17 protein-coding genes and 1 pseudogene are annotated in these 24,652 nt (G+C 71.1%); 10 read left to right on the top strand and 8 right to left on the bottom strand.

All coding sequences use genetic code 11. The annotated features are described in order from the left end of the window. Nucleotides 1–944 precede the first annotated feature (944 nt). Together ACL02T_RS15450 and ACL02T_RS15445 are read left to right on the top strand one after the other, a co-directional pair. Entirely contained in the window at nucleotides 945–5,900 is a 4,956-nt protein-coding gene (locus ACL02T_RS15450; protein WP_412831403.1) for an AAA family ATPase, read from the top strand. 304 nt (nucleotides 5,901–6,204) lie between these two features. Continuing rightward, nucleotides 6,205–6,573, top strand: a complete 369-nt coding sequence (locus tag ACL02T_RS15445) for a response regulator (protein WP_412831402.1) — start codon at nucleotides 6,205–6,207, stop codon at nucleotides 6,571–6,573. Between the two features lie 364 nt (nucleotides 6,574–6,937). On the opposite strand, the gene ACL02T_RS15440 is transcribed toward ACL02T_RS15445, so the two are convergent. Next, nucleotides 6,938–7,591, bottom strand: a complete 654-nt coding sequence (locus ACL02T_RS15440) for a response regulator (RefSeq protein WP_412831401.1) — start codon at nucleotides 7,589–7,591, stop codon at nucleotides 6,938–6,940. Between the two features lie 525 nt (nucleotides 7,592–8,116). Here ACL02T_RS15440 and ACL02T_RS15435 point away from each other — a divergent pair. Then, nucleotides 8,117–8,284, top strand: coding sequence for a hypothetical protein (locus ACL02T_RS15435; RefSeq protein ID WP_412831400.1), 168 nt, complete (start codon nucleotides 8,117–8,119; stop codon nucleotides 8,282–8,284). A 289-nt stretch (nucleotides 8,285–8,573) separates the two neighbouring features. Here ACL02T_RS15435 and ACL02T_RS15430 read toward each other — a convergent pair. Both ACL02T_RS15430 and ACL02T_RS15425 read right to left on the bottom strand, forming a co-directional pair. After that, nucleotides 8,574–8,963 (bottom strand): annotated as a pseudogene (locus ACL02T_RS15430) (LuxR C-terminal-related transcriptional regulator); the annotation flags it as partial. Nucleotides 8,964–9,511: 548 nt separating this feature from the next. Beyond that, nucleotides 9,512–11,044, bottom strand: coding sequence for a CoA-acylating methylmalonate-semialdehyde dehydrogenase (locus ACL02T_RS15425; protein WP_503129089.1), 1,533 nt, complete (start codon nucleotides 11,042–11,044; stop codon nucleotides 9,512–9,514). A 185-nt stretch (nucleotides 11,045–11,229) separates the two neighbouring features. Here ACL02T_RS15425 and ACL02T_RS15420 point away from each other — a divergent pair, with 185 nt between their 5' ends. Further along, on the top strand, nucleotides 11,230–12,645 hold the full coding sequence (locus ACL02T_RS15420) for an amidohydrolase family protein (protein ID WP_412831399.1): 1,416 nt from the start codon (nucleotides 11,230–11,232) through the stop codon (nucleotides 12,643–12,645). Between the two features lie 24 nt (nucleotides 12,646–12,669). Continuing rightward, the gene (locus ACL02T_RS15415) at nucleotides 12,670–13,671 is read left to right on the top strand and encodes an LLM class flavin-dependent oxidoreductase (RefSeq protein WP_412831398.1); all 1,002 of its coding nucleotides are present in this window, start codon (nucleotides 12,670–12,672) and stop codon (nucleotides 13,669–13,671) included. 63 nt (nucleotides 13,672–13,734) lie between these two features. Here the strand turns inward: ACL02T_RS15415 and ACL02T_RS15410 are convergent, their stop codons facing one another. From ACL02T_RS15410 to ACL02T_RS15395, 4 genes are read right to left on the bottom strand one after another with little or no spacing between them, the layout of a single operon-like run. Beyond that, a complete protein-coding gene (locus tag ACL02T_RS15410) occupies nucleotides 13,735–14,817 on the bottom strand; it encodes an ABC transporter permease (RefSeq protein ID WP_412831397.1) in 1,083 nt (360 codons plus the stop codon). Further along, on the bottom strand, nucleotides 14,814–15,914 hold the full coding sequence (locus ACL02T_RS15405) for an ABC transporter permease (RefSeq protein WP_412831396.1): 1,101 nt from the start codon (nucleotides 15,912–15,914) through the stop codon (nucleotides 14,814–14,816). The genes ACL02T_RS15410 and ACL02T_RS15405 overlap by 4 nt, the downstream gene beginning before the upstream one ends. Continuing rightward, nucleotides 15,911–17,437 carry an ABC transporter ATP-binding protein gene (locus tag ACL02T_RS15400; protein WP_412831395.1) on the bottom strand — a complete coding sequence of 509 codons (1,527 nt, stop codon included), beginning with the start codon at nucleotides 17,435–17,437 and terminating at the stop codon, nucleotides 15,911–15,913. The genes ACL02T_RS15405 and ACL02T_RS15400 overlap by 4 nt, the downstream gene beginning before the upstream one ends. A 2-nt stretch (nucleotides 17,438–17,439) precedes the next feature. Next, nucleotides 17,440–18,459: a BMP family protein gene (locus ACL02T_RS15395; RefSeq protein WP_412831394.1), complete on the bottom strand. Its 1,020-nt coding sequence runs from the start codon at nucleotides 18,457–18,459 to the stop codon at nucleotides 17,440–17,442. 227 nt (nucleotides 18,460–18,686) lie between these two features. On the opposite strand from ACL02T_RS15395, the gene ACL02T_RS15390 reads away from it, so the two are divergent. The 4 genes from ACL02T_RS15390 to ACL02T_RS15375 all read left to right on the top strand — a co-directional run bounded on the left by ACL02T_RS15390 (nucleotide 18,687) and on the right by ACL02T_RS15375 (nucleotide 23,267). Next, nucleotides 18,687–19,874, top strand: coding sequence for a M20 family metallopeptidase (locus tag ACL02T_RS15390; protein WP_412831393.1), 1,188 nt, complete (start codon nucleotides 18,687–18,689; stop codon nucleotides 19,872–19,874). Next, nucleotides 19,871–20,980, top strand: a complete 1,110-nt coding sequence (locus tag ACL02T_RS15385) for a pyridoxal phosphate-dependent aminotransferase (RefSeq protein ID WP_412831392.1) — start codon at nucleotides 19,871–19,873, stop codon at nucleotides 20,978–20,980. Before ACL02T_RS15390 ends, ACL02T_RS15385 begins: the two co-directional genes overlap by 4 nt. Continuing rightward, the gene (locus ACL02T_RS15380) at nucleotides 20,977–22,416 is read left to right on the top strand and encodes an amidase (protein ID WP_412831391.1); all 1,440 of its coding nucleotides are present in this window, start codon (nucleotides 20,977–20,979) and stop codon (nucleotides 22,414–22,416) included. The genes ACL02T_RS15385 and ACL02T_RS15380 overlap by 4 nt, the downstream gene beginning before the upstream one ends. 110 nt (nucleotides 22,417–22,526) lie before the next feature. Then, nucleotides 22,527–23,267 carry a GntR family transcriptional regulator gene (locus ACL02T_RS15375; RefSeq protein WP_412831390.1) on the top strand — a complete coding sequence of 247 codons (741 nt, stop codon included), beginning with the start codon at nucleotides 22,527–22,529 and terminating at the stop codon, nucleotides 23,265–23,267. Between the two features lie 217 nt (nucleotides 23,268–23,484). Here the strand turns inward: ACL02T_RS15375 and ACL02T_RS15370 are convergent, their stop codons facing one another. Beyond that, nucleotides 23,485–23,823, bottom strand: a complete 339-nt coding sequence (locus ACL02T_RS15370; RefSeq protein WP_412831389.1) for a winged helix-turn-helix transcriptional regulator — start codon at nucleotides 23,821–23,823, stop codon at nucleotides 23,485–23,487. 117 nt (nucleotides 23,824–23,940) lie between these two features. Between ACL02T_RS15370 and ACL02T_RS15365 the strand changes: the two genes are divergently transcribed. After that, the gene (locus ACL02T_RS15365; protein ID WP_412831388.1) at nucleotides 23,941–24,639 is read left to right on the top strand and encodes an alpha/beta fold hydrolase; all 699 of its coding nucleotides are present in this window, start codon (nucleotides 23,941–23,943) and stop codon (nucleotides 24,637–24,639) included. Nucleotides 24,640–24,652: the final 13 nt, after the last annotated feature.

Genomic DNA, 24,652 nt, shown 5'->3' with positions numbered 1-24,652 from the left:
GTGCCGCGCTGGGGGGAACGCGGCACCCCGTGGCTTTCCACCTGCGGGCTGACACTGGTGACCGTCGCGGCGCGGGCAATGGCTGAGGCGATCCTCATGAGGAGCGCCGCTGAGACTGGCATGACAACTCCGATCAGCTCGATACGGACCGCGCCCGGTCTGTCCACCGCGGCTGGTCGGTCCGCCGGGCAGCGGGTCGCGTCACGCCACCCGGCGGGGGTCGGTGATCTCTGGTCTCCTCGGGCCCTTTCGCGGGCGGCCGCGAGGACCGGCGATCCGGGCGACCGCGGCGCAGCCGCCCGGATCGACCGGGCCCGGAGTGGGGAAGCGGACGATGTGGTGACCTGTGGGTTCCAGCGACGCGGCCATGTGCGCGGCGCATAGTCAGCACGTATCCTCGTCGTGCCCTCGGTGCGCACGTAGTCAGTCATCGCGCTACCGATCACTGCGGTGTCCACGACCTCAAGAATGGCGGCCCGAGGTCGGCGTGTCGTTACGGCTCCCGCCCATCTCCGATGCCGGCTGGGGCTCCCCTCGGCTTGCCGCTATCTGCAATGTGCGGAGGGCTGTTCGGCTGCCATCCTGAGCCGGTGTGCGGTGCATGATCGTGGACGACAACGAGCGGTTTGCCGACGTCGCGCGAGACCACCTCGGCCGCGACGGTTGGACGACGTCGGTACGGCCAGGACACAGGCAGAGCGCTGGCAAAGGCCGACGAGCTACGCCCGGACGTCGTTTTCGTCGAGAGCAGCCCGAGCGCCGAGGGCGGCTCCGCGCCGATGGAGGTCTCCCCCTCCGGAGAACCCGTCCGCCGGCAACTCCCCCGTGCCGGTGCCGCGAAGCGGGGTTGTGCCCTGTCTCGGTCTGACGGATAGTCGCCTTCGCCCTCGAACAGGTGTAGGCACGGGGTGTGAGCCGGGTCCGGCCGTGCGTGGAGGTGTCGGATGGAGGCAGATGGGGCGCTGCCGGGCCGAGATCCGCAGGCCGAAGTCCTGCACCAGAGCGAACGCGCGCGCGTAAGTCGGCTGTTCTTGACCGGGCGCACGGTCATCCGGAAGGAGCCGCTGGGACCCGACGCCGAGCGTCGGCTGCGGCACGAGGTGGCGACGCTGGAGCGGCTGCGCGATGTCGTGGGGGTGGCGCAGCTCGAGGCGCCCCGGTGCCCGGGGTCCCTCGTGCTGGCGGATGGTGGCACCAGCCTGGAGGGGCTGGCCGGGCCGCTGCCGGTCGACGTCCTGATCGGGCTGGCGGTGGGGTTGGCCCAGGCTGTGGCGGGGATGCACCGGCGGGGTGTGATGCATCGCGACATCACCCCGGCCAACATCGTGATCTCCGACGACGGTGTCCCGTGCCTGGTCGATTTCGCCTTGGCGACCTCCTTCGCCGAGATCCGCCCGGAGTTCACCCACCACACCGAGATCGTGGGGACGTTGGAGTACCTGGCGCCGGAGCAGACCGGGCGCACCGGCCGATCGGTGGATCACCGTGCCGATCTCTACGGGTTGGGTGCAACGCTGTACGAGCTGGCGACCGGCGAGCCACCGTTCGGCTTCGGGGACCCGCTGCGGCTCACGCATGATCATCTGGCTCGGGTGCCGGTGCCGCCGGCCCAGGTGAACGCGGCAATACCACCGCCGCTGTCCGAGATCATCATGCATCTGCTGGAGAAGGAACCGGACAACCGGTACCAGAGCGCAGACAGCGTGGCCTACGACCTGGAGCGGGTGCGGGACGCCCGGACAGGCCCCGGCGCGCCGGCGCTGCGGGTCGGTGAGCACGATGTTCCGCTGCGGTTGCTGCCACCGGCGCGGCTGGCGGGACGCGACGTCGAGGCAGCGACGCTGCAGGCGGCGTTCGAGGACGCACTGCGTGGCCAGTGCCGTGGGGTACTGGTCAGTGGGGCGCCGGGGGTGGGCAAGACCGCCTTGGTCGATCAGCTGCGGCCGGTGGTGACCGGCAGGGACGGCTGGTTCGTGGCCGGCAAGTTCGACCAGTACCGGCGGGATCTGGAGTTCGACGCAGGCCATCAGGCGATCCGCGCGCTGGGTCGGCTGCTGTTGGCCGAGCCGGAGCACGAGCTGGCGCAGGTCCGCGAACGGATCTTCAACGCGGTGGGCCCGAACGCGGGTCTGCTGACTGCGGTTGTGCCGGAGTACGCGGCGCTGCTGGCGGTGCCGCCCGATGCGGGAGATCCGCTGACCGCGCAGGTGCGGGCGCAGCGGACGGATGCGGCCGTGTTGCGTGCCGTGGCCTCGCCGACACGACCGGTGGTGATGTTCCTCGACGACCTGCAGTGGGCCGGGCGCACCCTGCTCGGCCTCGTCGACCTGGTGCTGGGCGAGGAGCCGATCGACGGCTTGTTGCTGGTGGCCGCGTATCGCGATGGTGATCTGGATGCGGCACATCCGCTGGCGGCACCCCTGTCCCGATGGCGGGAGCAGGCCGGGGTGCAGCACCTGCGCCTGGTCAACCTGCCGGTATCCGACACCATCGCCATGGTTGGCGAGATGCTGCACGTGGACCGGGCCGCCGCGGCGGGCTTGGTCGAGGCGATCTCCCCGCACGCGTCCGGCAACCCCTACGAGACGGTGGAGCTGCTCAACGCGCTGCGCCGCGACCGCGTGCTCACCGCGACCGCCACGGGCTGGCGGTGGGACACGGCGGCCGTGCGTGTTCGCCTGGGTCGCCCCGAGGCCGCCGGGCTGCTGGCGACCCCGCTCGAGGCCATGCCGCCGCGGTCCCGGCAGCTGGTGGAGACGATGGCGTGTCTGGGAGGGCGGGCCGAGCTGAGCCTGCTGCAGACCGCGACCGGCGACCCAGCGGCCGAGCTGCAACCGATGCTGGCGCCCGCCCTCGACGAAGGCCTTCTCGTCATGGAGCCCGGCGCCCACGAGGCGGTGCGGTTCCGCCACGACCGCATCCGCGAGGCGATCCTGCGCGGGCTCGACCCGGGGCAGCGACGCGCCCTGCAGCTGGCCACGGCCCGACGGCTGGCCGAGGTGCCCGACCTGTTCGCCGTCGCCGCCGAACAGTACCTGCCGGTGATCGACACGGTCGACGACCCCGCGGAGCGGCGTCGGGTCGTGGGGCTGCTGCGGCGCGCCGCCGCCCAGGCGGTATTGATCGGGGACCACGCGCTGGAGAACGCGCTGCTGGCCGCGGCATTGCGGCTGATCGAACCGGGTGAGACCGCCACGCTGATCGAGGTGCACACCGCCCGGCACGCCGCCCTGTACGGCCTGGGGCGCCTGGACGAGGCGGACGAGGAGTACCGCACGATCGAAAGGCTGTGCCCTACCGCCGTGGAGCGCGCGACCGCGACGGCGGTACAGGTGCGCAGCCTGACCCACCGAAACTGCTTTGCCGAGGCGATCGAGCTCGGCCTGGAGTCGCTGCGTGAGCTGGGCGTCTCCGTCCCGGCGGCGGACCGGCTCGCGGCCGAGCTCGACGGCCAGTTCTGCTATCTGTACCGGTGGTTGGACCACACCGAAGCTGCGGATGATCTGGCTCGGCCGGACGTCACCGAGCCCGCGCTGCTCGCCGCGAGCCGTCTGCTCAACGCGGTCCTGCCGGCGGCCTACTTCGTCCCCGACCACGCCACGATCGCCTGGCTGAGCCTGGAAGCGTTGCGGATCTGGATCGCGCACGGCCCGGGCCCTACCCTGGTCGGCCCGGCCAGCATCGCGGCCTTCGCCGCTGTGACGCTGCGCGACGACTACGCCGCCGGGTACCGGGCGGTGCGGCGGATCCTGGCGCTGGGCGAGGCCCGCGGCTACGAGCCCGACACCTCGCAGGCGCGCTCCCTGTTCGCGATCCTGGCCTGCTGGTTCGAACCGATCGAAAACGGTGTCCACGCGGCTCGGCGGGCCCGGGAGGGGCTGATCGCGGGCGGCGAACTGACCTACGCCAGCTACACCTACCACCTGACCGTTTCGGGCCTGCTGGACTGCGCGCCAACGCTGGACGTCTGTGTCGCCGAGGTGGAGGTGGGGCTGGCCTTCGCGTGGCGCACCGGCAGCGAACAGACCGGCCAGTGGCTCGACCCCTTCCGGCGGTTGGCCGGTGTGCTGCGCGGCGAACGCGCCGCCGCGGCCGGTCAGACGGCCACCATCGACCGGCACGCCGACAACCCGATGGCGCTTCTCTTCGCGCATATCAGCCACGCGATCGCGGCCGTCGTTTTCGGCGATGCGGTCGCCCTGGCGCGGCACACCGCCGCGGCGATGCCGCTGCTACCCGCCGTCCTGGGCCTCTACCCGACCGCCGTGGCCCACCTGCTGCACGGGCTCGCCCTCGCCGAGCAGGCCCGCACCGCGGACGCTGACGAGCGCGGCAGTCTGCTGTCCGAACTGGACGAGGTGACGCAGTGGCTGGGCGCCCGCGCCGCGGACGCGCCGGAGAACTTCCTGCACCTGCTGCGGCTTGTCGAGGCCGAACGGGCCTGGGCCGTCGGCGACTTCCACGCCGCCGCCCTCGCCTTCGACGCCGCCCGGCGCGAGGCCGCCGGGCGCCGCCGCCCCTGGCATCAAGCCCTGATCGCCGAACGCGCGGCCCGCTTCCACCTCGCCCACGGCCTCGAACACGCCGGCCACGACCTGCTCGCCCAAGCCCGCCAGCAGTACCTCACCTGGGGCGCGACCGCGAAAGTCGACCAACTCGACTGGGCCTACCCCACCCTGCGGCCACAACCCGATACGACCGCCGGGCCCGGCGGCGACCAGCCCGGTGCCCCGGCCCGTTTCTCCACGGTCACGACAGGAACCATCGACCTGCTCGGCATCCTCTCCGCGTCGCAGGCGCTGAGCTCCGAGACCAGCATCGACCGGCTGCACGCCCGCGTGGCCGAGGTGCTCGGCGCGATGACCGGCGCCACCGGCGTACACCTGCTGCTATGGGGCGACGACCGGCACGACTGGCTGCTGCCCGCACCCGGCGGCGGCACCGTCCCGGCCGGCGGCACCGGCCACGAACACGCGGTGCCGCTGTCGGTGCTGCGCTACACCCAGCGCACGGGTGAACCGCTGGTCGTGGACGACGCCACCCGCGACGACCGGTTCGCCCGCGACCCCTACTTCACCGACGTCGCCTGCTGCTCGCTGCTGGCCCTGCCCATCCTCAACCGTGGCACCCTGCGGGGGGTGCTGCTGCTGGAAAACCGCCTCATCCGCGGCGCGTTCACCACCGAACGGCTCGACGCTGTCAAGCTCATCGCCGGCCAACTCGCCGTCTCCCTCGACAACGCCCAGCTCTACGCCGAGCTCACCGCGTCACGCGCGCGGATCGTCGCCACCGCCGACCAGACCCGCCGGCGCCTCGAGCGCGACCTGCACGACGGCGCCCAGCAACGGCTGGTCTTGCTCGCCCTGCAGGCGCACGCGGCGCAGGCGGCGGTGCCGCCCGGGGCCGGTGAGCTGGCCGCGCTGCTGGACGACCTGGCCGCCGGGCTGACCGGTGCCCTGGACGAGCTGCGCGACTTCGCCCGCGGCATCCACCCGGCGATCCTCGCCGAAGGCGGACTGCGCCCCGCGCTGAAGGGGCTGGCCCGCCGCTCCGCGGTCCCGGTCGAACTGGACGTGCAGGTCGACCGGCGCCTGCCCGAGCCCATCGAGATCGCCGCCTACTACGTCGTCTGCGAGGCGCTGACCAACGCGGCCAAGCACGCGCAGGCATCCACCGTCGAGGTCGAGGTCGAGACCGTCGACCCCGGCGGCGGACTGCGGGTCCTGGTACGCGACGACGGCCGTGGCGGCGCCGACTTCGCCGGCGGAACGGGCTTGGTCGGGCTCAAGGATCGGGTGGAGACGCTCGGCGGCCGGCTCTGGGTGCACACCGGGCCCGGCGCAGGCACCACCGTGCGGGCCGAGCTCCCATCGGGCCCGGACCGCGCGATCTCCGGCTGACCGAGCCGACGGCCCGACAAGTTCCGAGCAAGGTGATCGGGGCAGGGCGCTATCGAGGGGATCCTGCCGGAGGGGGTCCTGGCGCCGCGAGCTGTTCCGCTGGCTCAACCCCGCTACACGACCCGCCGGCGGCACTCCTCCCGGCACTCCTGGTGCCGCTACCAGACCCCGAACACCTACCAGAAGGCCCAGGCTGCTGCCATCCCAGCAGCGGTGTCATCCGTAGCCCGGGATCGGCGCTGCCCGCCCGCCTTCCCGCTACCTGCAATGCGGGCAGCTCGCGAGGACTGCGACCCTGCTTCATGTGGGGCGCTTGATGATCGTGGACGACAACGAACGATTCCTCGCGGTCGCCCGGGATCGGCTGACCAGCGACGGCCTGGAGGTCGTCGGCACCGCCACCACCCAGGCGGAGGCCCTGGACAAGGCCGAGGAGCTGCACCCGGACGTGATACTCGTGGACATCAGCCTCGGCACCGAGAGCGGCTTCGAACTCACCCGCCGCTTCGTCGAGGACTTCCCCGATCTTCATCCGCGCGTCGTCCTGATCTCCACCCGCGACCCGGAGGACTTCGCCGATCTGATCGCGCTGAGCCCTGCCGCCGGATTCCTGCCGAAGAACCTCCTCTCCGCGAGCGCCGTCTGCGATCTCCTCCGCGGCAACGACTGCTGATCCCTGCGGCCACGAGCGTCGGCGCCGGAGCGGATGAGCATGACGGATGGCTGGGTAGCGCCGCAGATTCGACTGTGGTCGATCTGGTGAGGTGGCGGCATACCACCTCGCGTCGGAGGCGTTGAACCAACCGGCGAAGCACGCCGGCGCAGGTGAGCGTCTTGCTCAGCGCGAGGGACGGCCACTGCACATGGCGGTGCGCGCGACGGGGGTAGGTGGCGGCGGTCCCCAGGGCGCGCCCGCCTCATCGGCCGGCGCGATCCGCTGGAGGCGCTCGGCGGCACACCGAGGTCACAAGCCCGCCCGGCACCCGGGACAACCGTGCTGGTCACCGGTCCGCTCACGACCCGCAGCGCAAGGCCGATCAGCGCGTGTCGAGATAGGTGAGCACAGCGAGCACGCGACGGTGGTCATCCGTGGTGTCTGGAAGGCCCAGCTTCATCAGAATGCTGCGCACGTGCTTCTCGACGGTACCTTCGGTGATCCAGAGCCGGCGCGCGATACCCGCGTTGGACCGGCCCTCCGCCATCAGCGCCAGCACATCGCGTTCCCGTTCACTCACTCCGGAGATCGGGTCGTTGCGCTTGCTCGCTGTGACCAACTCCTGCACCAGAGCCGGATCGACGACCGAACCGCCCCTGGCGATCCGTTCGAGCGTCTCGAGGAACTCCGCGACATCGCTGACCCGGCTCTTGAGTAGGTAGCCGATGCCCCGCCCGCTCGCGAGCAACCCCATCGCATGGTCGACCTCGGCGTGTGCCGACAGGACGAGGATCCCCGTCGTCGGCAGCTCCCGGCGGACCTCCTTGGCCGCGTCCAGCCCTTCGGTGGCGTATCCCGGCGGCATTCGAATGTCGACGATCACCAGGTCAGGAGTGGTCTCCCGGACCAGCTCGAGAAGCCGTAGGGCATCGCCGGCCTGCCCCACGACGTCGAAGCCGTTGCGGTCGAGCAGGCTCGCCAGTCCTTCGCGAAGTAGGACGTCGTCGTCGGCGACGACCGCCCGCAGGCCAGTCATGGACGTCCCGGCCCCTCCGGGCCGGTGAGGCTGCGAGCGGATGTGGCCGGCATCATCCCGCGATTATCGACCCCGACGCGCTGGCCCGGCACCCATGCCCGGGAGATCGTCGCCGCCGGCTCGGCCCTCGCCGGTCACGCGCCGTGCCGTCCACCCCTCCGGATCGCCAGGAGGCGCGCCCCATCGCCACGGGTTCAGCTCGGCCCCGGCGCCGTTCTCGTCGGGAAGCCCTCCACGGGCGACAGCATGCGGCGACCGTGATCGACCGTGGCCGCCTGCCGGCGGTCGCCGCCTTCGACGCGAGTCGCATCGTGGCGGATCGATGGGGGTCTTCCCCCATCGGCAGCGTAGGCCCGCGCCCATCCGGGTGTAGCGCCAGCGGGATGGCCCACGGTGCGCGCCGGGTGGAGTCTTTCCGGCATCGGATCGGTATCCAGAAGGTGATCGACGATGCACACGACGACACCCGCCGTTCTCAGCCATCGGGACCGCGCTGTTCTCCGAGCAGTCGCCGCGGGCCGGTGCGTGGCTTCCGCGGCCACGGACGACGCCCTGCTGATCGACGGCCGTTGCCTCAGCGACCAGTTCGTGGCGCCGCGCCTTCGCGCCGCCGGGTTCATCGTCGCCGGTCCGACGCCGGGCCCGGTCCGGCTCACCGAGACCGGCGCGGCTGTACTCGAGGCGGCGGCGTGACTTCGTGGCGATCAGTACCGCCGCCGCGCCATGAGCCACTCCCCATAGCCGGGTCGATGAGCTTGCGCGATCTGTTCGCGCAACGCAGCCGTACCGTCGGGCCCTGACCCCGGTTCATGGACACGCACCCACACAGCTACCGCCATGCCGGCGTCGTCATCCACCCCGTGTCCGCGAGCCGGGGTCAAGACCCCCCGACGCCGACGTGCCTGCGTGAAGGGACGACTGGGTGCTCTCAGCGCGGGTTCGAGGACCGCGCCCGGCGGGTCGCCCCGCGCTCTCCTGCTGGTCAGTACGACTGGTGACCATGCTCGATCGCGTAGACGGCGGCTTCGATCCGGCGGGTGAGGCCGAGTTTGTGCAGCATTGTCGAGACGTGGTTCTTCACCGACTTCTCCGCCAGGTGCAGTTGCGCGCCGATCTGCAGGTTGGTCGGCCCCGCGGCGAGGAGTGTCAGGACTCGTCGTTCGTGCACGGACAGGGCCGCGTAACGCGGGTCTGCGTCGGCGTGTCCGTCGCGGAGCCGGTCGAGCACCCGCCCGGTCGCCTTCGGGTCAAGCAGCGAGCCGCCGCCGGCGACGGTGCGCACCGCGGCGATCACTTCGGCCCCGCACACGCGTTTGAGCAGGTAGCCGGCCGCGCCGGCCATGATCGCCCCGAACAGGGCCTGCCCGTCAGCGCTTCGTGACCGGCGGTCGGCTTGGTGGTATTCGGGAGGACCGAGGTGGTTTGCCGGCGGGCCGAGGTGGTGACGGTGGACGCCCATTTCCCGTGTATCGCATCCGAGACCCCCACGGATTCTCACCCTCTGCCGTTCCTATAGCTCGCGAATGAGCCATGCAATGATGCGACAAAAGTTGAAGACCGCCTCGACCGTGGCGAAAACCTGGACAGGCGATCCTGGACAGGGGGTCGACACTGACCCTTGAACCATTCTATTGAGCGCCGCCCTAACCCGGCCCTAACCCTGGGATAAACGTCTACTCGATCTCCGGAAAAAGCTAACAGGCCAAACCGACAACCGGTCTGACCTACTAGTTTGCATGCGCCGCGAGGGAATCGAACCCTCAACCCGCTGGAGGGGAGTCGGGTGTTCCAACGCGGGCTCCGATGAGCGTTCGTGCTGGTGAGAGCGGCCTCGTTTGCTCGACGATCTTGGCTCATGTTCAGTCGCAGAGGTCATGATCGGTCGTAAGCGGTGACCAAAACGGTGACCCAGGTGGGCTCTCAGACGTTCCGGGGGAAGCCCAGGTTGATGCCGCCGTGCTGTTCCCGCGCGGCCGGGTCGAGCCAGCGGGTGGTCACGACCTTGCCGCGGGTGAAGAATCCGAAGCCCTCCACACCGTGGGCGTGGGTGTCGCCGAACAGCGAGTTCTTCCAGCCCCCGAAGGAGTAGTAGGCCATCGGCACCGGCACCGGCACGTTGATGCCGATCATCCCGACCTCCACCTCGTTCTGGAACCGCCGCGCCGCACCCCCGTCGTTGGTGAAGATCGCCGTGCCGTTCCCGTACGGGTTCGCGTTGATCAGCTCTACGGCCTCCTCGTACGTGTCCACGCGGATCACCGAGAGCACCGGGCCGAAGATCTCGTCCGTGTAGATCGACATGTCGGACGTGACGTGGTCGAACAGCGTCGGGCCCACGAAGAACCCCGCACCCTCGGCTTCGAACTGGCCCTGCCGCCCGTCGACCACCAGCGTCGCCCCGGCCGACTCACCGGCGTCGATGTAGCCGGACACTCGGTCCTTGGCCGCCGACGTCACCAGCGGGCCCATGTCACAGTCCCGCGTCCCGTCCCCGGTGCGCAGCGCCACGGCCCGCTCGCGGATCTTCCCGACCAGGGTGTCGGCGATCTCGCCCACCGCGACCAGTGCGGAGATCGCCATGCACCGCTCTCCGGCCGAGCCGAACCCGGCGTTGATCGCCTGGTCCGCGGCCAGGTCCAGGTCCGCATCCGGCAGCACCACCATGTGGTTCTTCGCCCCACCCAGCGCCTGCACCCGCTTGCCGTGCGCCGTGCCCGTCTCGTACACGTAGCGCGCGATCGGCGTCGAGCCCACGAAGCTGATCGACTTCACGTCGGGCGACGTCAGCAGCGCATCCACCGCGGTCTTGTCGCCGTTGAGCACGTTGAACACGCCGTCGGGCAGCCCCGCCTCCTTCCACAGCTCGGCCATCCACAGCGCCGCGGTGGGCACCTTCTCCGAGGGCTTGACCACCACCGTGTTGCCCGCGGCGATTGCCACCGGGAAGAACCACATCGGCACCATGGCCGGGAAGTTGAACGGCGAGATGATCCCGACGACGCCCAGCGGCTGGCGGATCGACGCCACGTCCACGCTGGTCGAGGCGTTCTCGGTCGCCGAGCCCTTCAGCAGGTGCGGCGCGCCGCAGGCGAACTCCACGACCTCCTGGCCACGCGCCACCTCACCGGCGGCGTCGGAGAGCACCTTGCCGTGCTCGGAGGTGATGATCGCCGCCAACTCCGACGCCCGCGCATCGAGCAACTCCCGGAACGAGAACAGGATCCGGGTCCGCTTCGCCAACGAGGTGTCCCGCCACGCCGGGAACGCCGCCTTCGCCGCCGCGATCACCTCCGCGGCCTCCTCCTCCGACGCCAACGGCAACGACGCGGTCACCTCACCGGTGGCCGGGTTCGTCACGTCCGAGAACCGGCCGGACTTGCCATCGACCTTCTGGCCGTTGGCCCAGTGGTAGAGGGTGGCGATTGCGCCTGGGGGACGCGTTGAAGGCTTCACACAGGAATGAGATCTCAAGATCTCATGGTTGGCAAGACCGAACTGGTGGGTCGTGTAGTCGCATTGAGCAGCAGTAACGTACTGGTAACACGCGGGGGGAGTGGCGTCACTGGTGGGCTCTTGACACGCCCATGAGGCCTGAGGGAGTTTTGCGATCTCAAGTGCTTCCTGCCTCAGGAGATCTCATGACAGACCCCACCGCGTCCCCAGCGTCCTGCGATCTGCTCGTCACGGCCGGGTGGGTGATCACGGTGGACGCCGAGCGGCGGATCGTCCGGGACGGTGCCGTCGCGGTGACCGACGGCGTCATCGTCGCCGTCGGCAAGGCTGCGGAGCTGGACCGGACTTACCGGCCCGCTCGGCGGATCGACCGACCGGAGGCCGTCGTGCTGCCCGGCATGGCCAACGGCCACCGGCACCTGCTGTGCTGCGCAAAGGGCGCGATGCCCGAGGGCGGCACCACGCTGGAGTCCCTGCGTCGCTTCATCTACCCGTCGTTCTCGTCGCTCGAGCCCGAGGACATGAACGTCTACGCGCGCCACGCCACGGCCGAAATGATCCGCAACGGCACCACGCTGTTCGAGGAGCCCGGCTGCAACCACATCGACGCTGTCCTTCCCGCCATCGCCGAGTCCGGCATGCGCGCGCGCATAGGCCTGTGGACGTGGGACCAGCGCGGCTCCGGCGGGGACGCCGGCCTGCCGGACTGGCTGGCGCTCGACACCGCCGCCGCGATCAAGCGCCTCGAGCACGGCCTGGAGACCGTACAGGCCTTGGGCAACGAGCGGATCCGCCCGGCCGTGTGCGTCGAGGGTGTGACCACCTGCTCCGACGAGCTGACCGTCGCCGCCGCTCGGCTGGCCGAGGAGTCACAGACCCTCGCGGTGCAGCACAAGTCGACCAGCGAGCGTGAGGTGGCCCTCGAGCTGCAGGTCTTCGGCGAGCGCCCGATCCAGCACACCGCGAGCATCAAGGCGCTGAACCCGTACACCCTGCTCAACCACGTCACGAGCCTCGACCTGGAAGACGTGGCCGCCATCGCGGACACCGGCGCGACCGTCTCGTGGAACCCCAGTACGGCGTTGAAGCTGGCCAAGGGGACCACCCAGCACAGCAAGTGGCCGGAGCTGATCGCCGCGGGCGTCCCGATGGGACTGGGCACGGACGCGGAGAACTGCTCGAACCACCAGGACATCTGCCGCGCCATCTACCTCGCCGCGCTGCTGCCGCGAGACGCCCGGGAGGATCCCACGGCCGTCAGCGCCGAGACCGCCGTGGAGCTGGGCACCCTGGGCGGTGCCCGGGCCCTGCGGTTCGACGACGTCACCGGGTCCCTGGAGGTCGGCAAGCAGGCCGACCTCGTCGTGTTCGACACGAATGACTACGACTGGCGCCCCCTGCACAACCCCATCGCCAACCTCGCCTACGGGGTCACCGGCCACTCGGTCGACACGGTCCTCATCGGCGGACAGGTGGTACTGGAGAACAAGAAGAGCACCGTGTTCGACGAGGACGCACTGCGCGAGGAGGTCGAGGCCACCGACCGCCGAATCCTCAAGAAGATCGGCATCGACCCGGCGCCGGCCTGGCCGGTCGTCTGACCCACACTCCGGAAGGTTCCCCACATGTACGGCGGCGTCGCGCTCCAGCCGGTCTACGCACCCGAGCAGTTCGTCTCGATGGTCCGGCGGGTCGAGGAGGTCGGCATCGCCGACCTCTGGCTCACCGACTCGTCCCTGCACTCCCGCTACTGCTACTCCTACCTCACCCTCGCGGCGACGAACTCGCATCGCCTGCGGCTGGGCACCGCGGTCACCAACCCGGTGACGCGGCACCCGGCCATGGCGGCCGTCGGGATCTCGACGATCGACGAGATCTCCGGCGGTCGCGCTGTCTACGGCATCGGCGCGGGTGATCGGCCGCTGGAGGCCCTCGGCCTCAAGCCCGCGCGGCTCGCCCTGCTGGAGGACGCCATCACCGCCGCCCGCAGGCTGTGGACCGGCCAGCACGTCGACATGACCGCGCGCGGGTTCACCCTCGACGACGCGCACCTGCGCTTTCCGGCTCGCCAGGACATTCCCGTCTACATCTCGGCGAGCGGCCCGAAGACTCTGGAGTTGGCCGGGCGGGTGGCCGACGGCGTCATCCTGCTGGCGGGCCTGCACCCGGACGGACTGACCTATGCCCTGGAGCACATCGACCGCGGCGTGGACATGGCGGGCCGGGACTCGCGCCCGAAGATCACGGTCTTCGCCTATGGGGCAATCGACGAGGACGAGGACGTCGCCCTTGCCGCCGGCCGCACGATCGCCGCGTGGTTCCCGATGACAACGCCGGTCTACTGCGGGCTCGCGGGCCTGTCCCCGGAGCTGGTCGAGCAGGTCCGTGCGCAGTACGCGGGCGGGGAGTTCCAGGAGGCGGAGAGAGCTGCGGCGCTCCTGCCAGACGATTTCGTGCGCCGGATGTCTCTGTCCGGAAACCGGGCCGCGGCCCGCGAGCACATCCGCACGCTGGACAAGCTGGGCATCGACAGCATGGCGGTGTTCCCGCTCGGCGGGGACGCCGACAGCAGGCTGGCGACCGTCGCCGCGTTCGCGGAGTGCCTGCGCGACGAGGGCCATCTCTGATCTCGGCGCTCGAACGAGGGCCCCGCAGCCAGTCGGCCTGCGGGGCCATTGTCTCGGGTGTGCTCAGCCTCGGACGGGGAGCGCCCGCCCGAGCATGGCGGGGGCGCGGACCCGCCGCGCCGAGGCGGCGAGCGCGACCAGGCTGAGCACGGAGGGCAGGCTCAACCAGAACTGCGACGGCAGCGCGAAACCGGGCACGAGGGCAGCGCCCAAGGTCCCCACCACGACACACAGCACCGCCCCGAGCAGCACCCATCGCAGCGGCGAACCCGAGCGCCGGGCCCGCCACGCCCCTACGGCGCCGACCACGAGGCCGAGTGCGACGAGCGCGATCCACACCTGCTGCGGCACCGCGCCCATCGACTGCAGGCGCAGCTGGAGCGCGTCGGTGAAGCCGAAGACCAGGCAGGCCGCGACTACGCCGTAGGGCCGCCACTGCCCGAAGACGACGGCGGCGAGCGCGAGGAATCCGCGTCCGGCGGTCATGTTCTCGGCGAACAACCCGACCTGACCCACGGACAGGAACGCACCGGCCAGCCCGGCGAGGGCGCCGGCGGCGAGGACGGCGCTCCACTGCACCCGCGCAACGTCGACACCGGTCGAGTCCAGCACCTCGGGCTTCTCCCCGGCGGAACGCAGCCGCAGGCCCCGTCTGCTCCGGTAGAGCAGGTACGCGACGACGGGGCCGAGCACGTAGGCGAGGTAGACCAGCGGCAGCTGGTGGAACAGCACCGGTCCGATGCCGGGGATGTCCGACAGCAGCGGCACCGCGTACGGCTCCATCTTCACCGTCGTGGGCTGGGTGCCACCGAACTGCAGGCGGTAGAGGAACAGGGTGAGTCCAGCGGCCAGCAGGTTCAGCGCCACGCCGACCACGATCTGGTCACCGCGCAGGGTCACCGACACGAACGCCATGATCGCGCCGAGGACCAGCCCGAGGCCGATTCCGGCGAGCAGCCCGAGCCCGACGCTGCCGGTGGCGTACGCGGCGAGGAAGCCGGCGTAGGCGCCGAACAGCATCATCCCCTCGAGCCCGATGTTGATCACGCCGGCGCGTTCGGAGATCAGTTCACCGAGCGCGGCGAGCAGCAGCGGGACCGACAGCCGGATCGCGGCGGCGAAGAGGGCGACGTCGAACGGGTTCACGAGTGCGCTCCTTCGGCGACGCGTGCGGGTTGCTCCGCCGCGGTCGCTGCGGGCCGCCGGGAACGGCGGCGCTCGACCAGCCATGCGGAGCCGGTGACCAGCAGGATCACCACGGCCTGGGTTGCGGTGACCAGGCCGGAGGAGATGCCGACCCTGGCCTCCATCAGCCCGCCGCCCTGGCGCAGCGCGGCCAGCAGGAGCGCGGCCGGGATGCAGGCGAGCGGGTTGTTGCGGGCGAGCAGGGCCACGACGATGCCGTCGAAGCCGTAGTTCGCCGAGAAGCCGGGGGCGAGGTTGCCCGCGGGCGCGGCCAGCACGAGCGACGAGCCCGCGACGCCGGCGACGGCGGCCGACGTGCACAGCGCACCCACCCCGACCAGCCGGGTCCGGGTTCCCGTGGCCTTGGCCGCGGACGGGTTTGCGCCGGTCAGCCGCAGCCGGTAGCCCACGACGGTGCGGCCTAGCACGTACGCGGCGGCCAGCACCACGACCACGACCAGCACGATGTCCCAGCGCAGTGTGGTGCGCGCCAACAGGACCGGCCAGCGCGCCGAGTCGGCCACCGGGGAGCTCTGGCCGAGCGTGCCGGTCGGTTCCTCCATCGGGCCGTTGGCCAGCCAGGACACGACTTGGGTCATGATCAGGGTGAGGAGCAGCGTGGCGATGAAGTCGTTGACCCCGCGGCGAGCCCACAGCCAGGCGGCGATGCCGCCGAGTGCCGCGCCGCCGGCGGCGCCTGCGAGGACCGCGAGCGGCAGGTGCACCGCCATCGGTAGGCCCGACAGGTGGAGTCCGACCACCGCCGCGGTGGTGCCGCCCGCGAGGATCTGCCCCTCCAGCCCCACGTTGAGCCGACCGGCGCGGGAGGCGACGACCCAGCCGACCGCGGCCAGGACGAGGGGGACGAACTTGGTCAGGGTGGCGCCGAACTGGGCCGGGCTGCCGAAGACCCCGTCCCACATCGCGAGGGCGGCGTCGCCCACGGGGGCTCCGCTCAGGGCGATGACCAGAAGGGACACCGCCAGCGCAAGGACGACGGCGAGCAGGCTGACGGCAGCGCCGCGCAGAGCCCGCCGGTCGACGGCGAGCCGTCTCATGGGGTCGCTCCTTCTGCGCCGGCGGCCATCAGCTCGCCGATCCGGTCGCGCGTGGCGTCCGCGGCGTCGAGCACCGCGACGACCCGGCCCGACGACATCACCGCGATGCGGTCGGACAGGGCGAAGATCTCGTCGAGCTCGGCGGAGACGAGCAGGGTCGCCCCGCCCGCGGTCTTGTGGGCGTTGATCTGGGCGTGCACGAACTCGATCGCGCCGACGTCGAGGCCACGGGTGGGTTGAGCGGCGACGAGCAGATCGGGCTCGCCGTGCATCTCCCGGGCCAGGACGATCTTCTGCTGGTTGCCGCCGGAAAGGCTCGCGACGGAGGTGTCCAGCCCGGCGGTGCGGACGTCGAAGCGGGCGACGAGGTCGGCGCAGTGCCGACGGATGCGGCCCGGCCGCAGCACGCCTGCGCGGCTGAAGGCGGGCTCGCCGATCGCCCGCATCATGAGGTTGTCGGTCACCGACAGCGGTAGCGCCAACCCGTCGGAGTGTCGGTCCTCGGCGATCGTCCCGGTGCGACCGGGGCCACCGCCGGTGCGGGCCGTGATGGTGACCGTGCCCGCCGTGGCGGTACGCACGCCCGCGACGAGGTCGGCGAGCTCGCTCTGCCCGTTGCCCTCGACACCGGCGATCCCGAGCACCTCGCCGCCCCGCACCCGCAGGTCGACGGGCCCGAGGTCGCGGTCGCCGCGATACCGGGCCAGGGTGAGCCCGTCGACATCGAGCACCACGGGACCCGGCGGGACCACCGGCCGCTCGGTGCGCAGCACGACGTCCCGGCCGACCATCATCCCGGCGAGCTCCTCGGGCGGGGTCGCACCGACCTCGACGGTGTCGACGACCCGCCCGCCCCGCACCACGGTGCACCGATCGGCCACGGCCGCGATCTCGCCCAGCTTGTGGGTGATCAGCACGATGGCCAGGCCTGCTGCGGCCAGCTCGGCGAGGACCTCGGCGAGGCGGTCCCACTCGGCGGGGGAGAGCACGGCGCTGGGCTCGTCGAGGAGCAGCACCCGGGCGTCGCCGAGCAGGCACTTGAGGATCTCGATCCGTTGCCGCTCGCCGACCGGGAGGGTCTCCACCGGGACGTCCGGGCGGACCGGCATGCCGTGTCGCTCGCCGATCTCGACGAGCCGGGCCCGGATCGCGGCTGCGTCGTACCGGCCGGTCGTGCCTTGGGCCAGCGCCACGTTCTCCGTGGCGGTCATGTCCGGGACCAGCATGAAGTGTTGGTGGACCACGCCGATCCCGGCGGCGCGCGCGGCCTGCGGGTCCCCGGCCGGCAGCGGTGCGCCGGCGACGGACACCTCACCCGAGTCCGGCCGCACCAGCCCGGAGAGGATCTTGACCAGGGTCGACTTGCCGGCCCCGTTCTCCCCCAGCAGCGCGAGGATCTCCCCGGGGCGGACGTCGAGGTCGATCCCGTCGTTCGCGAGCAGCGCGCCGTACCGTTTGGTCACCGCACGCGCCGACAGCGCCGCGGGGGCGGCGCCGTCGGACGTGCGGGAGGGGGCCGGCACGCTCAGCCGCCCTGGGGCAGCGTGATGGCCCCGGAGTTCAGCTTGGCGGTGGTGTCAGCGACGACGGACTCGTAGTGCGAGGCCGACGGGCAGAGCTTCAGAGCCTGCACGGCGGGGTCGTCGAGGGCGTAGAAGCGGGGCTCGGCCGGCAGCGAGCCCGCCTTGTAGTCCTCCAGCACGTGGCCGACCATGATCTTGGTGTCCTGGAACGCGTAGCCGATCAAGGCGGGAGACTCCTCGCAGCGGTCGGTCGTCGGGTTGAAGACCTTGACGTCCTTGCCGGACTCGGTGACCGCGTCGAGCACACCGGGCAGGCCGGCGTCCTGGAAGGCGTAGATCACGTCGGCGCCGTTCGCGATCTGGGCCGCGGTGGCCTCCTTCGCCCTGGCCGCGTCGCTCAGGGACCCGACGGTCACCGAAGCGACGTTGATGTCCGGCTTGACGGACTTGGCGCCGGCGGCGAAGTCGATCGACGACTGCGAGTTCGGCGGAATGTCGGTGCCGCCGACGTAGCCGACCGTGCCCGTCGTGCTCTCCTGCGCCGCGACGACGCCGGCGACGTAGGCCGGAACGCCCTGCCTGGTCGCATAGGTGTGCAGGTTCGGCACCCCGGCCTGCACCACCCCGGACATCACGAAGGTGACGTCGGGGAACTGCGGGGCGACGGTGTTGCCCGCGGAGACCAGCGAGCTGCCACCGGCGATGATCAGCTGGTTGTCGGCGGCCAGGTTGGTCAGGGCGTCGATCGCGGCCTGTGGGGAGCCGACGTTGTCGACGACCGAGACGGTCATACCCTCCCGGTCCGCAACGGCCTGCACGCCGTCGAGGTAGGACTGGTAGAAGGCCTTGTCGTTGCGCGGGCCGGCAAGCACGACACCGACCTTCGTCGGCGCCCCGGAGGCACCGGTCTCCGGCGCGGCCGTCGACCCGCCGCTGGAGCAGGCGCTCAGCACGAGCGCGGCGCCGAGGACGGGCGCGGCGAGCACGCGGGTGCTGCGCAGCCACGAAGGCACTCGGATCATCTGACTCTCCTTCTTCGCGACCGATCCGCCGGCGGCTGAGATCCTGAGATCGCATCTGGTGCCACGGATCGTGTCCTCGGGGCTCACTGGCCGTCAAGGCATGCACGGATGCGTAACCAGCACGCAACACCATCCTCGGTTAACGTGCCGTGACGTGACGTCCCCGCTCTTGACAGTCTGTGGATCGACCCCGCAGATTTGAGATCTCAAATCGAAGTGGGAGTGCAATGGAGAAGTCAGCAGCGGTCGAACAGGCCCTCGCGAGCATCGACGAGGCGCGTGTGGTGTCCCTGGTCCAGGACGTCTGCCGGATCCCCAGCGTGCTCGGTGACGAGCTCGCATTCGCTCAGTACCTGGTCGACGTCATGAAGGACTCGAGCTTCACCGACGTCCGGCTGCAGGACGTGCTGCCCGACCGGCCGAACGCCATCGGCGAGCTCGACTTCGGCACGGGCCCCCGGGTCGTCCTGACCGGACACATGGACACCAAGCCAGAGTCCATCGGCTGGACCGACACGACGCCCTACTCCGGCGAGCTGATGGACGGGCACGTCTACGGTCACGGGATCATGGACATGAAGGCGGCGCTGGTTTGCCAAATCGTCGCCGCCGAGGCCGTGCGCTCCTCGGGCGTCCCGGTGTCGGGCAGGCTCGCGTTCGCCGGCGTCAGCGACCACATGGGCGACCAGCTCGGCTCGATCCGCTACTTCGACGAGTACTCCGCCGACCTGTGCGTGCTCGGGGAGCTGTCGGACAATGAGATCTACCTCGGCCACCGGGGCCGCTACTACTTCGACATCACCGCGCAGGGCAAGTCGGCGCACACCTGTCACAAGCCGCTCGCGGTCAACGCGAACATGTTGGCGGCCAGGGCGATCCTGGAGCTCGACGCGTCCCGGCTCACCCCCGAGCTCGAGCCGTGGGTCCGCGACCTGTTCGGCGAGGAGACCTACATGGCGCCCGGCCGGGTCTACGGCGGTCTGCCGCCGGGCGGGCCGTCGATGATCCCGGACGAGTGCGTGATCCGGCTCGACTGCCGCCCGCAGCCCGGGGTGTCGGTGGAGACGGTGCGTGCCGAGCTCGACCGCTGCCTCGACGCGGTCAAGGCCGCCGACCCGCGCTTCGCGGCGCGGGTCGAGCTCGCCGACGTCAAGTCCGGTTACGTGGCGGACCCGCACAGCCTCGTCGTCGAGACGATGGTCGACGCCGTCCGGCAGGTGCGCGGTACGGAGCCGACCCTGCAGGCCGCGGGCTGGCTCGGCGACACCGCCAGCTTCGGCGACACGATTCCCACGGTGATCTTCGGTCCGGGCGGCGAGCCGGTGTACTGCCCGAACGAGCGGCTCTCGGTCGCGGACATCGTCGAGGCCACCAAGGTCTACACCGCCTTCGCGACGCTGGCGCTGCTGACGTGAGCGCCCCGGCCACGGCTGCCCCGTCCTTCGAGCACCTGCTGGAGCGTCCGGACCTGGTGTGGATGGGGCAGAACACCACCCACCTGAAACCGCCCGCCGAGGTGCTCGCCGCGCTGGAGGAGAGCACCCGGCGCCGTGAGTTCCAGCTCTACGCCCCGGCGTTGGGCTTCGAGCGGCTGCGCACGCAGATCGTCGAGGACCTCGGCCTGACCAGGGCCGACGCGTGGATCACCGACGGCGCGGTGGGCGGGCTCCACCACATCTGCACCGGCCTGGCCGGGTCGGTCTCCCAGGTGGTCACGAGCGACCCGGGATGGCCATGGCCGGCCCGGTTCGCGGGCCTGGAGGGCGTGCCTGCCACGACCCTGGACCTCTACTCCGCCGAGCAGGGCTACCGCGTCACCGCCCAGCAGATCGCCGAGGTGATCGAGCCCCGCTCGCTGATCTACCTGATCGACCCGCTGAATCCGCTCGGCAGCCGCTACACCCGCGCCGAGCTCGTCGCGATCACCGACCTCGCTCGCCAGACGGGCTCCCTCGTCGTGCACGACTGCACCTACCGACACTTCGCCAGGGAACACACGCTCGCGGCGGAGCTCTACCCCGAGGGCACGTTCACCACCTACTCGTTCTCCAAGTGGCTGGGTCTGGCCGGGCTGCGGCTCGGCGCGGTGGTGGCGGTGCCGGAGCTACTCGGCCGGCTGACAGAGGTGCCGTCGAACCCACTGGGCGCCAACATCCAGGCCCAGCGCGCGGCGATGGCGGGGCTGTCGGTGAAGGAACCGTGGCTCGCCCGCGTGCGCGCGGCCAACCGGACCAACCAGGAGACGGTCCGGCTCGCCGTGCAGCGCAGCGGGCTCGGCGAGCTCGTGGTGTTCCCCTCGCACGGGAACTTCGTCGCCGTGGACATCGCGGGTAGCGGCTGGTCTGCCGGCGCGCTGTGCGCCGCCATGCTCGAGCGGGACGTGTTCATCCGGCCCGGGACCTACCAGTCTCCGCGCTTCGGCGAGCGCTTCGTGAAGGTCAGCACGTCGGTCCCCGAGGACTGGGGCGAGCGGTTCGCCGCGGCTTGGGCGGACCTGTCGACCCCTGCGGGGCAGGCGTGACCGCGGCGGCGCGCTACATCGAGCTCGACGCCGAGGAGTACCGGGCTGCGTCTGGACTGGAGCTCGGGCGCCGGGTCGCCGTCGGGGAGATCTCCCCGGTGCACCTGGCCGAGCTGGCCCTGGGCCTGGTCGCGGAGGTCGAGCCCGTGCTCAACGCCTACGCCGTCCTGCTCCCCGAGCGGGCCCGCGCCGCGGCGGTGCAGCTCGAGGCCGAGGTGCGGGCCGGCCGCGTGCGCGGTCCGCTGCACGGGGTCCCGATCGCCGTGAAGGACAACATGCTGGAGGAGGGGCTCCCGGCCGGAAAGGGCTCCCGGACCAGCCCGGACACGCCCGCCGCCGCATCATCGCCCATGGTGGGAAGGCTCGTCGACGCGGGCACCGTGGTCATCGGACGCACCACCACCCCGGAGTTCGGGTGGAAGGGCACGGGGATCTCGCCGCGCACCGGCATCACCCGCAACCCGTGGGACCCGACCCGCAGCTCCGGTGGCTCCAGCGCGGGTTCGGGGGCGACCGTCGGCAGCGGCGCGGTCCCGATTGCGACCGGCACCGACGCGGGCGGCTCGGTCCGTATCCCCGCCGCCTTCTGCGGCGCGGTCGGGCTCAAGCCGACCCTGGGGGCGATCCCGGTCTGGCCGGGCACGGTCAACGAGAACCTCTCCCACGCCGGGCCGATCACCCGCGACGTGCGCGACGCCCGGGCAGTCCTGGACCTCACCCGCGGCCCGGACGCGCGCGACCCCCAGTCGTACTGGGCCCGGCCGCCGGCCCCCGACCGTGCGCGGCGGCTCCGGATCGGTGTGGTCCGCGCACCCTTCGGGATCGCTCCCGACGACTCGGTCTCCCGGGTCGTCGAGCCCGCCCTCGCCGCGCTCGCCGCGTCGGATGGCGCCGAGTACCACGAGATCACCCTGCTCGCGGCCCTGCCGCGCACGGTGTTCGAGGCGCTGTGGGTGACCGGACGCGGCCTCGGATTTCGCGACCTGGCACGGCAGCACGCCGCAATCATGGACCCCGGGCTCGTCCAGCTCGGCCCGCTGGCCGAGGCCTACAGCCTGGCGGACTACTACGAGGCGCTGACCGCGCGGCGCGCGTTCAACGCTGCGATGGCGCAGACGCTCGACGAGTGGGACCTGCTCGTCATGCCCACGATGCCGCTGACGGCGTTCGCTGCGGACGCGGAGGTTCCCGACGGCGGCGAGGTGGACGCGCCGCTCCCGTGGATCACCTGGACTCCGTACACGTACCCGTTCAACATCACCGGCCAGCCCGCCGTCACCGTGCCGTGCGGATTCGCGGACGACGGCCTCCCGGCTGCGCTGCAGGTTGTGGGCCCGTGGGCACACGACGACCGGGTCCTCGGCTTCGCGGCCCACGCCCAGGACGTCCTCGGTCCTGCACCGGCCGCTTCGCGTCCGCGAGAATCACAAAGTTAACGGCTGTGGCTCTTTCGTCACCGCGCCCCGCGCACGGAGAGTGCAAGGTTGTACCACCAGGATCACCGGAGACCCCGACCCGCCGGGGGAGTGCGAAGGACAAGACGATCATGAGGCCGAGCGTGGACACGCCCCCGGCGCCGAAGGCGTCCACCCGCAGGTCGACGCCGGACTTCACCGGCCTGACCCTGCCGGAGCCCGGCGCGGACACCCACCTCCAGATCAAGGAGGTCGTGTACCGCCGCCTGGTCCGGGCGATCGTCGAGCTGGAACTCGAGCCGGGCACCCAGCTCCGCGAGCGCCAGCTCGCTGAGCAGATGGGGGTCAGCAAGACCCCGATCCGCGAGGCGCTGGTCCGGCTGGAGAAGGAGGGCCTGGTCACGGTCGCCCCGTACCGGGGCGCGATCGTTCGCGGCTACACGCACGCGGACATACGCGAGATCTATGAGCTCCGTGAGCTGTTGGAGGGCTTCTGCGCGCGGCGGGCAGCCATGCAGATCAGCGACGCGGACGAGGCCGACCTGAGGGCCAACGTGCGACAGAGCCGCGCGCAGCTCGACGCGGGCGAGCTCGACGGCCTCCCGGCGCTCTTCGACGGCTTCGACCGCATCCTCTACCGGCAGGCGGCCGGGCACCGGATCGGCGGCATGCTCGTCGAGCTCGACGCCCACCTCGAGCGTCTGGGCAACCTCACGGTCGCCGTGCCCGGCCGACTCGACGCCTCGGTCCGCCAGCACGAGGAGATTGTCACCGCCATCACGAAGCGGGATCCCGCTGCCGCCGAGGCGGCGTGCCGTGAGCACATCCGCAGCGTCTTCGCGGACCTGGTCAACGCGCTGCCAGATGAGTGACGACGAAGGCGGCAGCACGGAGGCACCGACGGACGGCTCGAGGACCCCAGCCTGCCTCGGCTGTTCGCCCCGCGGTCCGAGAGCCGCTCGTCAGGATGATCAACCCCGATCAGCAGGACAGGTTCCGTACCCAAAGGTCGACTTCTCGGTCGAGTAGGTTGCACTCCCGGCCACCTGCCAGCTCTCTGAACAGCACACTTGGTACACACGGCCCGTATTAGCGGTTGTCGTACGCCGCGCGGGCCGCGTCGATGTGCGGCAGGTGCGTGATACTCCAGTCGAGCAGCGGCGCGGTGGCCTCGCTCAGGGTCTGGCCCATCGTGGTCAGCTCGTAGCTGACGTGCGGTGGCATGACGTTGTGGACTGTGCGCGTCAGGATTCCGTCGCGTTCGAGGTCGCGCAGCGTCACGGTGAGCATGCGCTGGCTGATGCCGTCGATGGCCCGCTTGAGCTCGGTGAAGCGCCGCGGCCCGTCCGCGAGCTTGCGCACGATCAACAGCGCCCACTTGTCCCCGACGATCCCGAGGACTTCGCGGGCTTGGCACGGGTCCTGCATGGTTACCTCCTGAGAACTAGGGCACCGGAAAGTGCCGTATTGCCCGGTGCACGTCGTGGGGATCACGATGTCTCGGTTACCACAGGGTACTGAGGCACGAGGAGGAACCGCACCGCCATGGCAACATTTTTGTTGGTCCACGGCGCCTGGCACAACGGGCGGACCTGGGACCGGGTGGTCCCGCTGCTGCAGTCGGCCGGGCACCGCGTGTTCGCGCCGTCGCTGACCGGCTACGGCGACAAGGCACGCCTGCTGGGCCCCGAGGTCGGGCTCGGCACCCACATTGGCGACGTCGCCGGCCTGATCGAAGACGAGCGTCTCGACGACGTCGTGCTCGTCGGGCACAGCTACGCCGGGATGGTCATATCGGGGGTTGCCAACCGGGTCCCGGAGCGGATCGCGCATTTGGTGTTCCTCGACGCGATGGTCCCCGAAGACGGCGAAACCGCAGTCGATGTCCAGCCGATCACCAAGCAGCTCATCGACGTCGCCGTGGACGGATGGCGGGTTCCGCCGATGCCGGAGCAGCCGCCACCCCTCGGCCTGTTCGGGGTCACCGATCCCGACGACGTCGCCTGGTTGCGCTCGATCCTGTCGGACCAGCCGGTGCGGTGCCTTCAGGAGCCGGTCAAATTGGACGACCCGGCTGTGCGCACGATCCCCCGCACGCACATCCACTGCGTCGCCGGTCGGCCGGCGGGCATCACCCGGCGTCCCGTCCCGGCAGGCGAGCGGGTGCGGGAGCTGCCGACCGGCCACGACTGCATGATCACCATGCCCGTCGAGCTCGCCGGGCTGCTGCGCGAGGCGGCCTAGATGATCGATTCCG

The sequence above is a fragment of the Pseudonocardia oceanicola genome (genome assembly GCF_047200735.1).
Classification (GTDB): Bacteria; Actinomycetota; Actinomycetes; order Mycobacteriales; family Pseudonocardiaceae; genus Pseudonocardia.
Note: the sequence above shows the minus strand (reverse complement) of the source record. Positions and strands in the feature narration are given on the sequence as shown.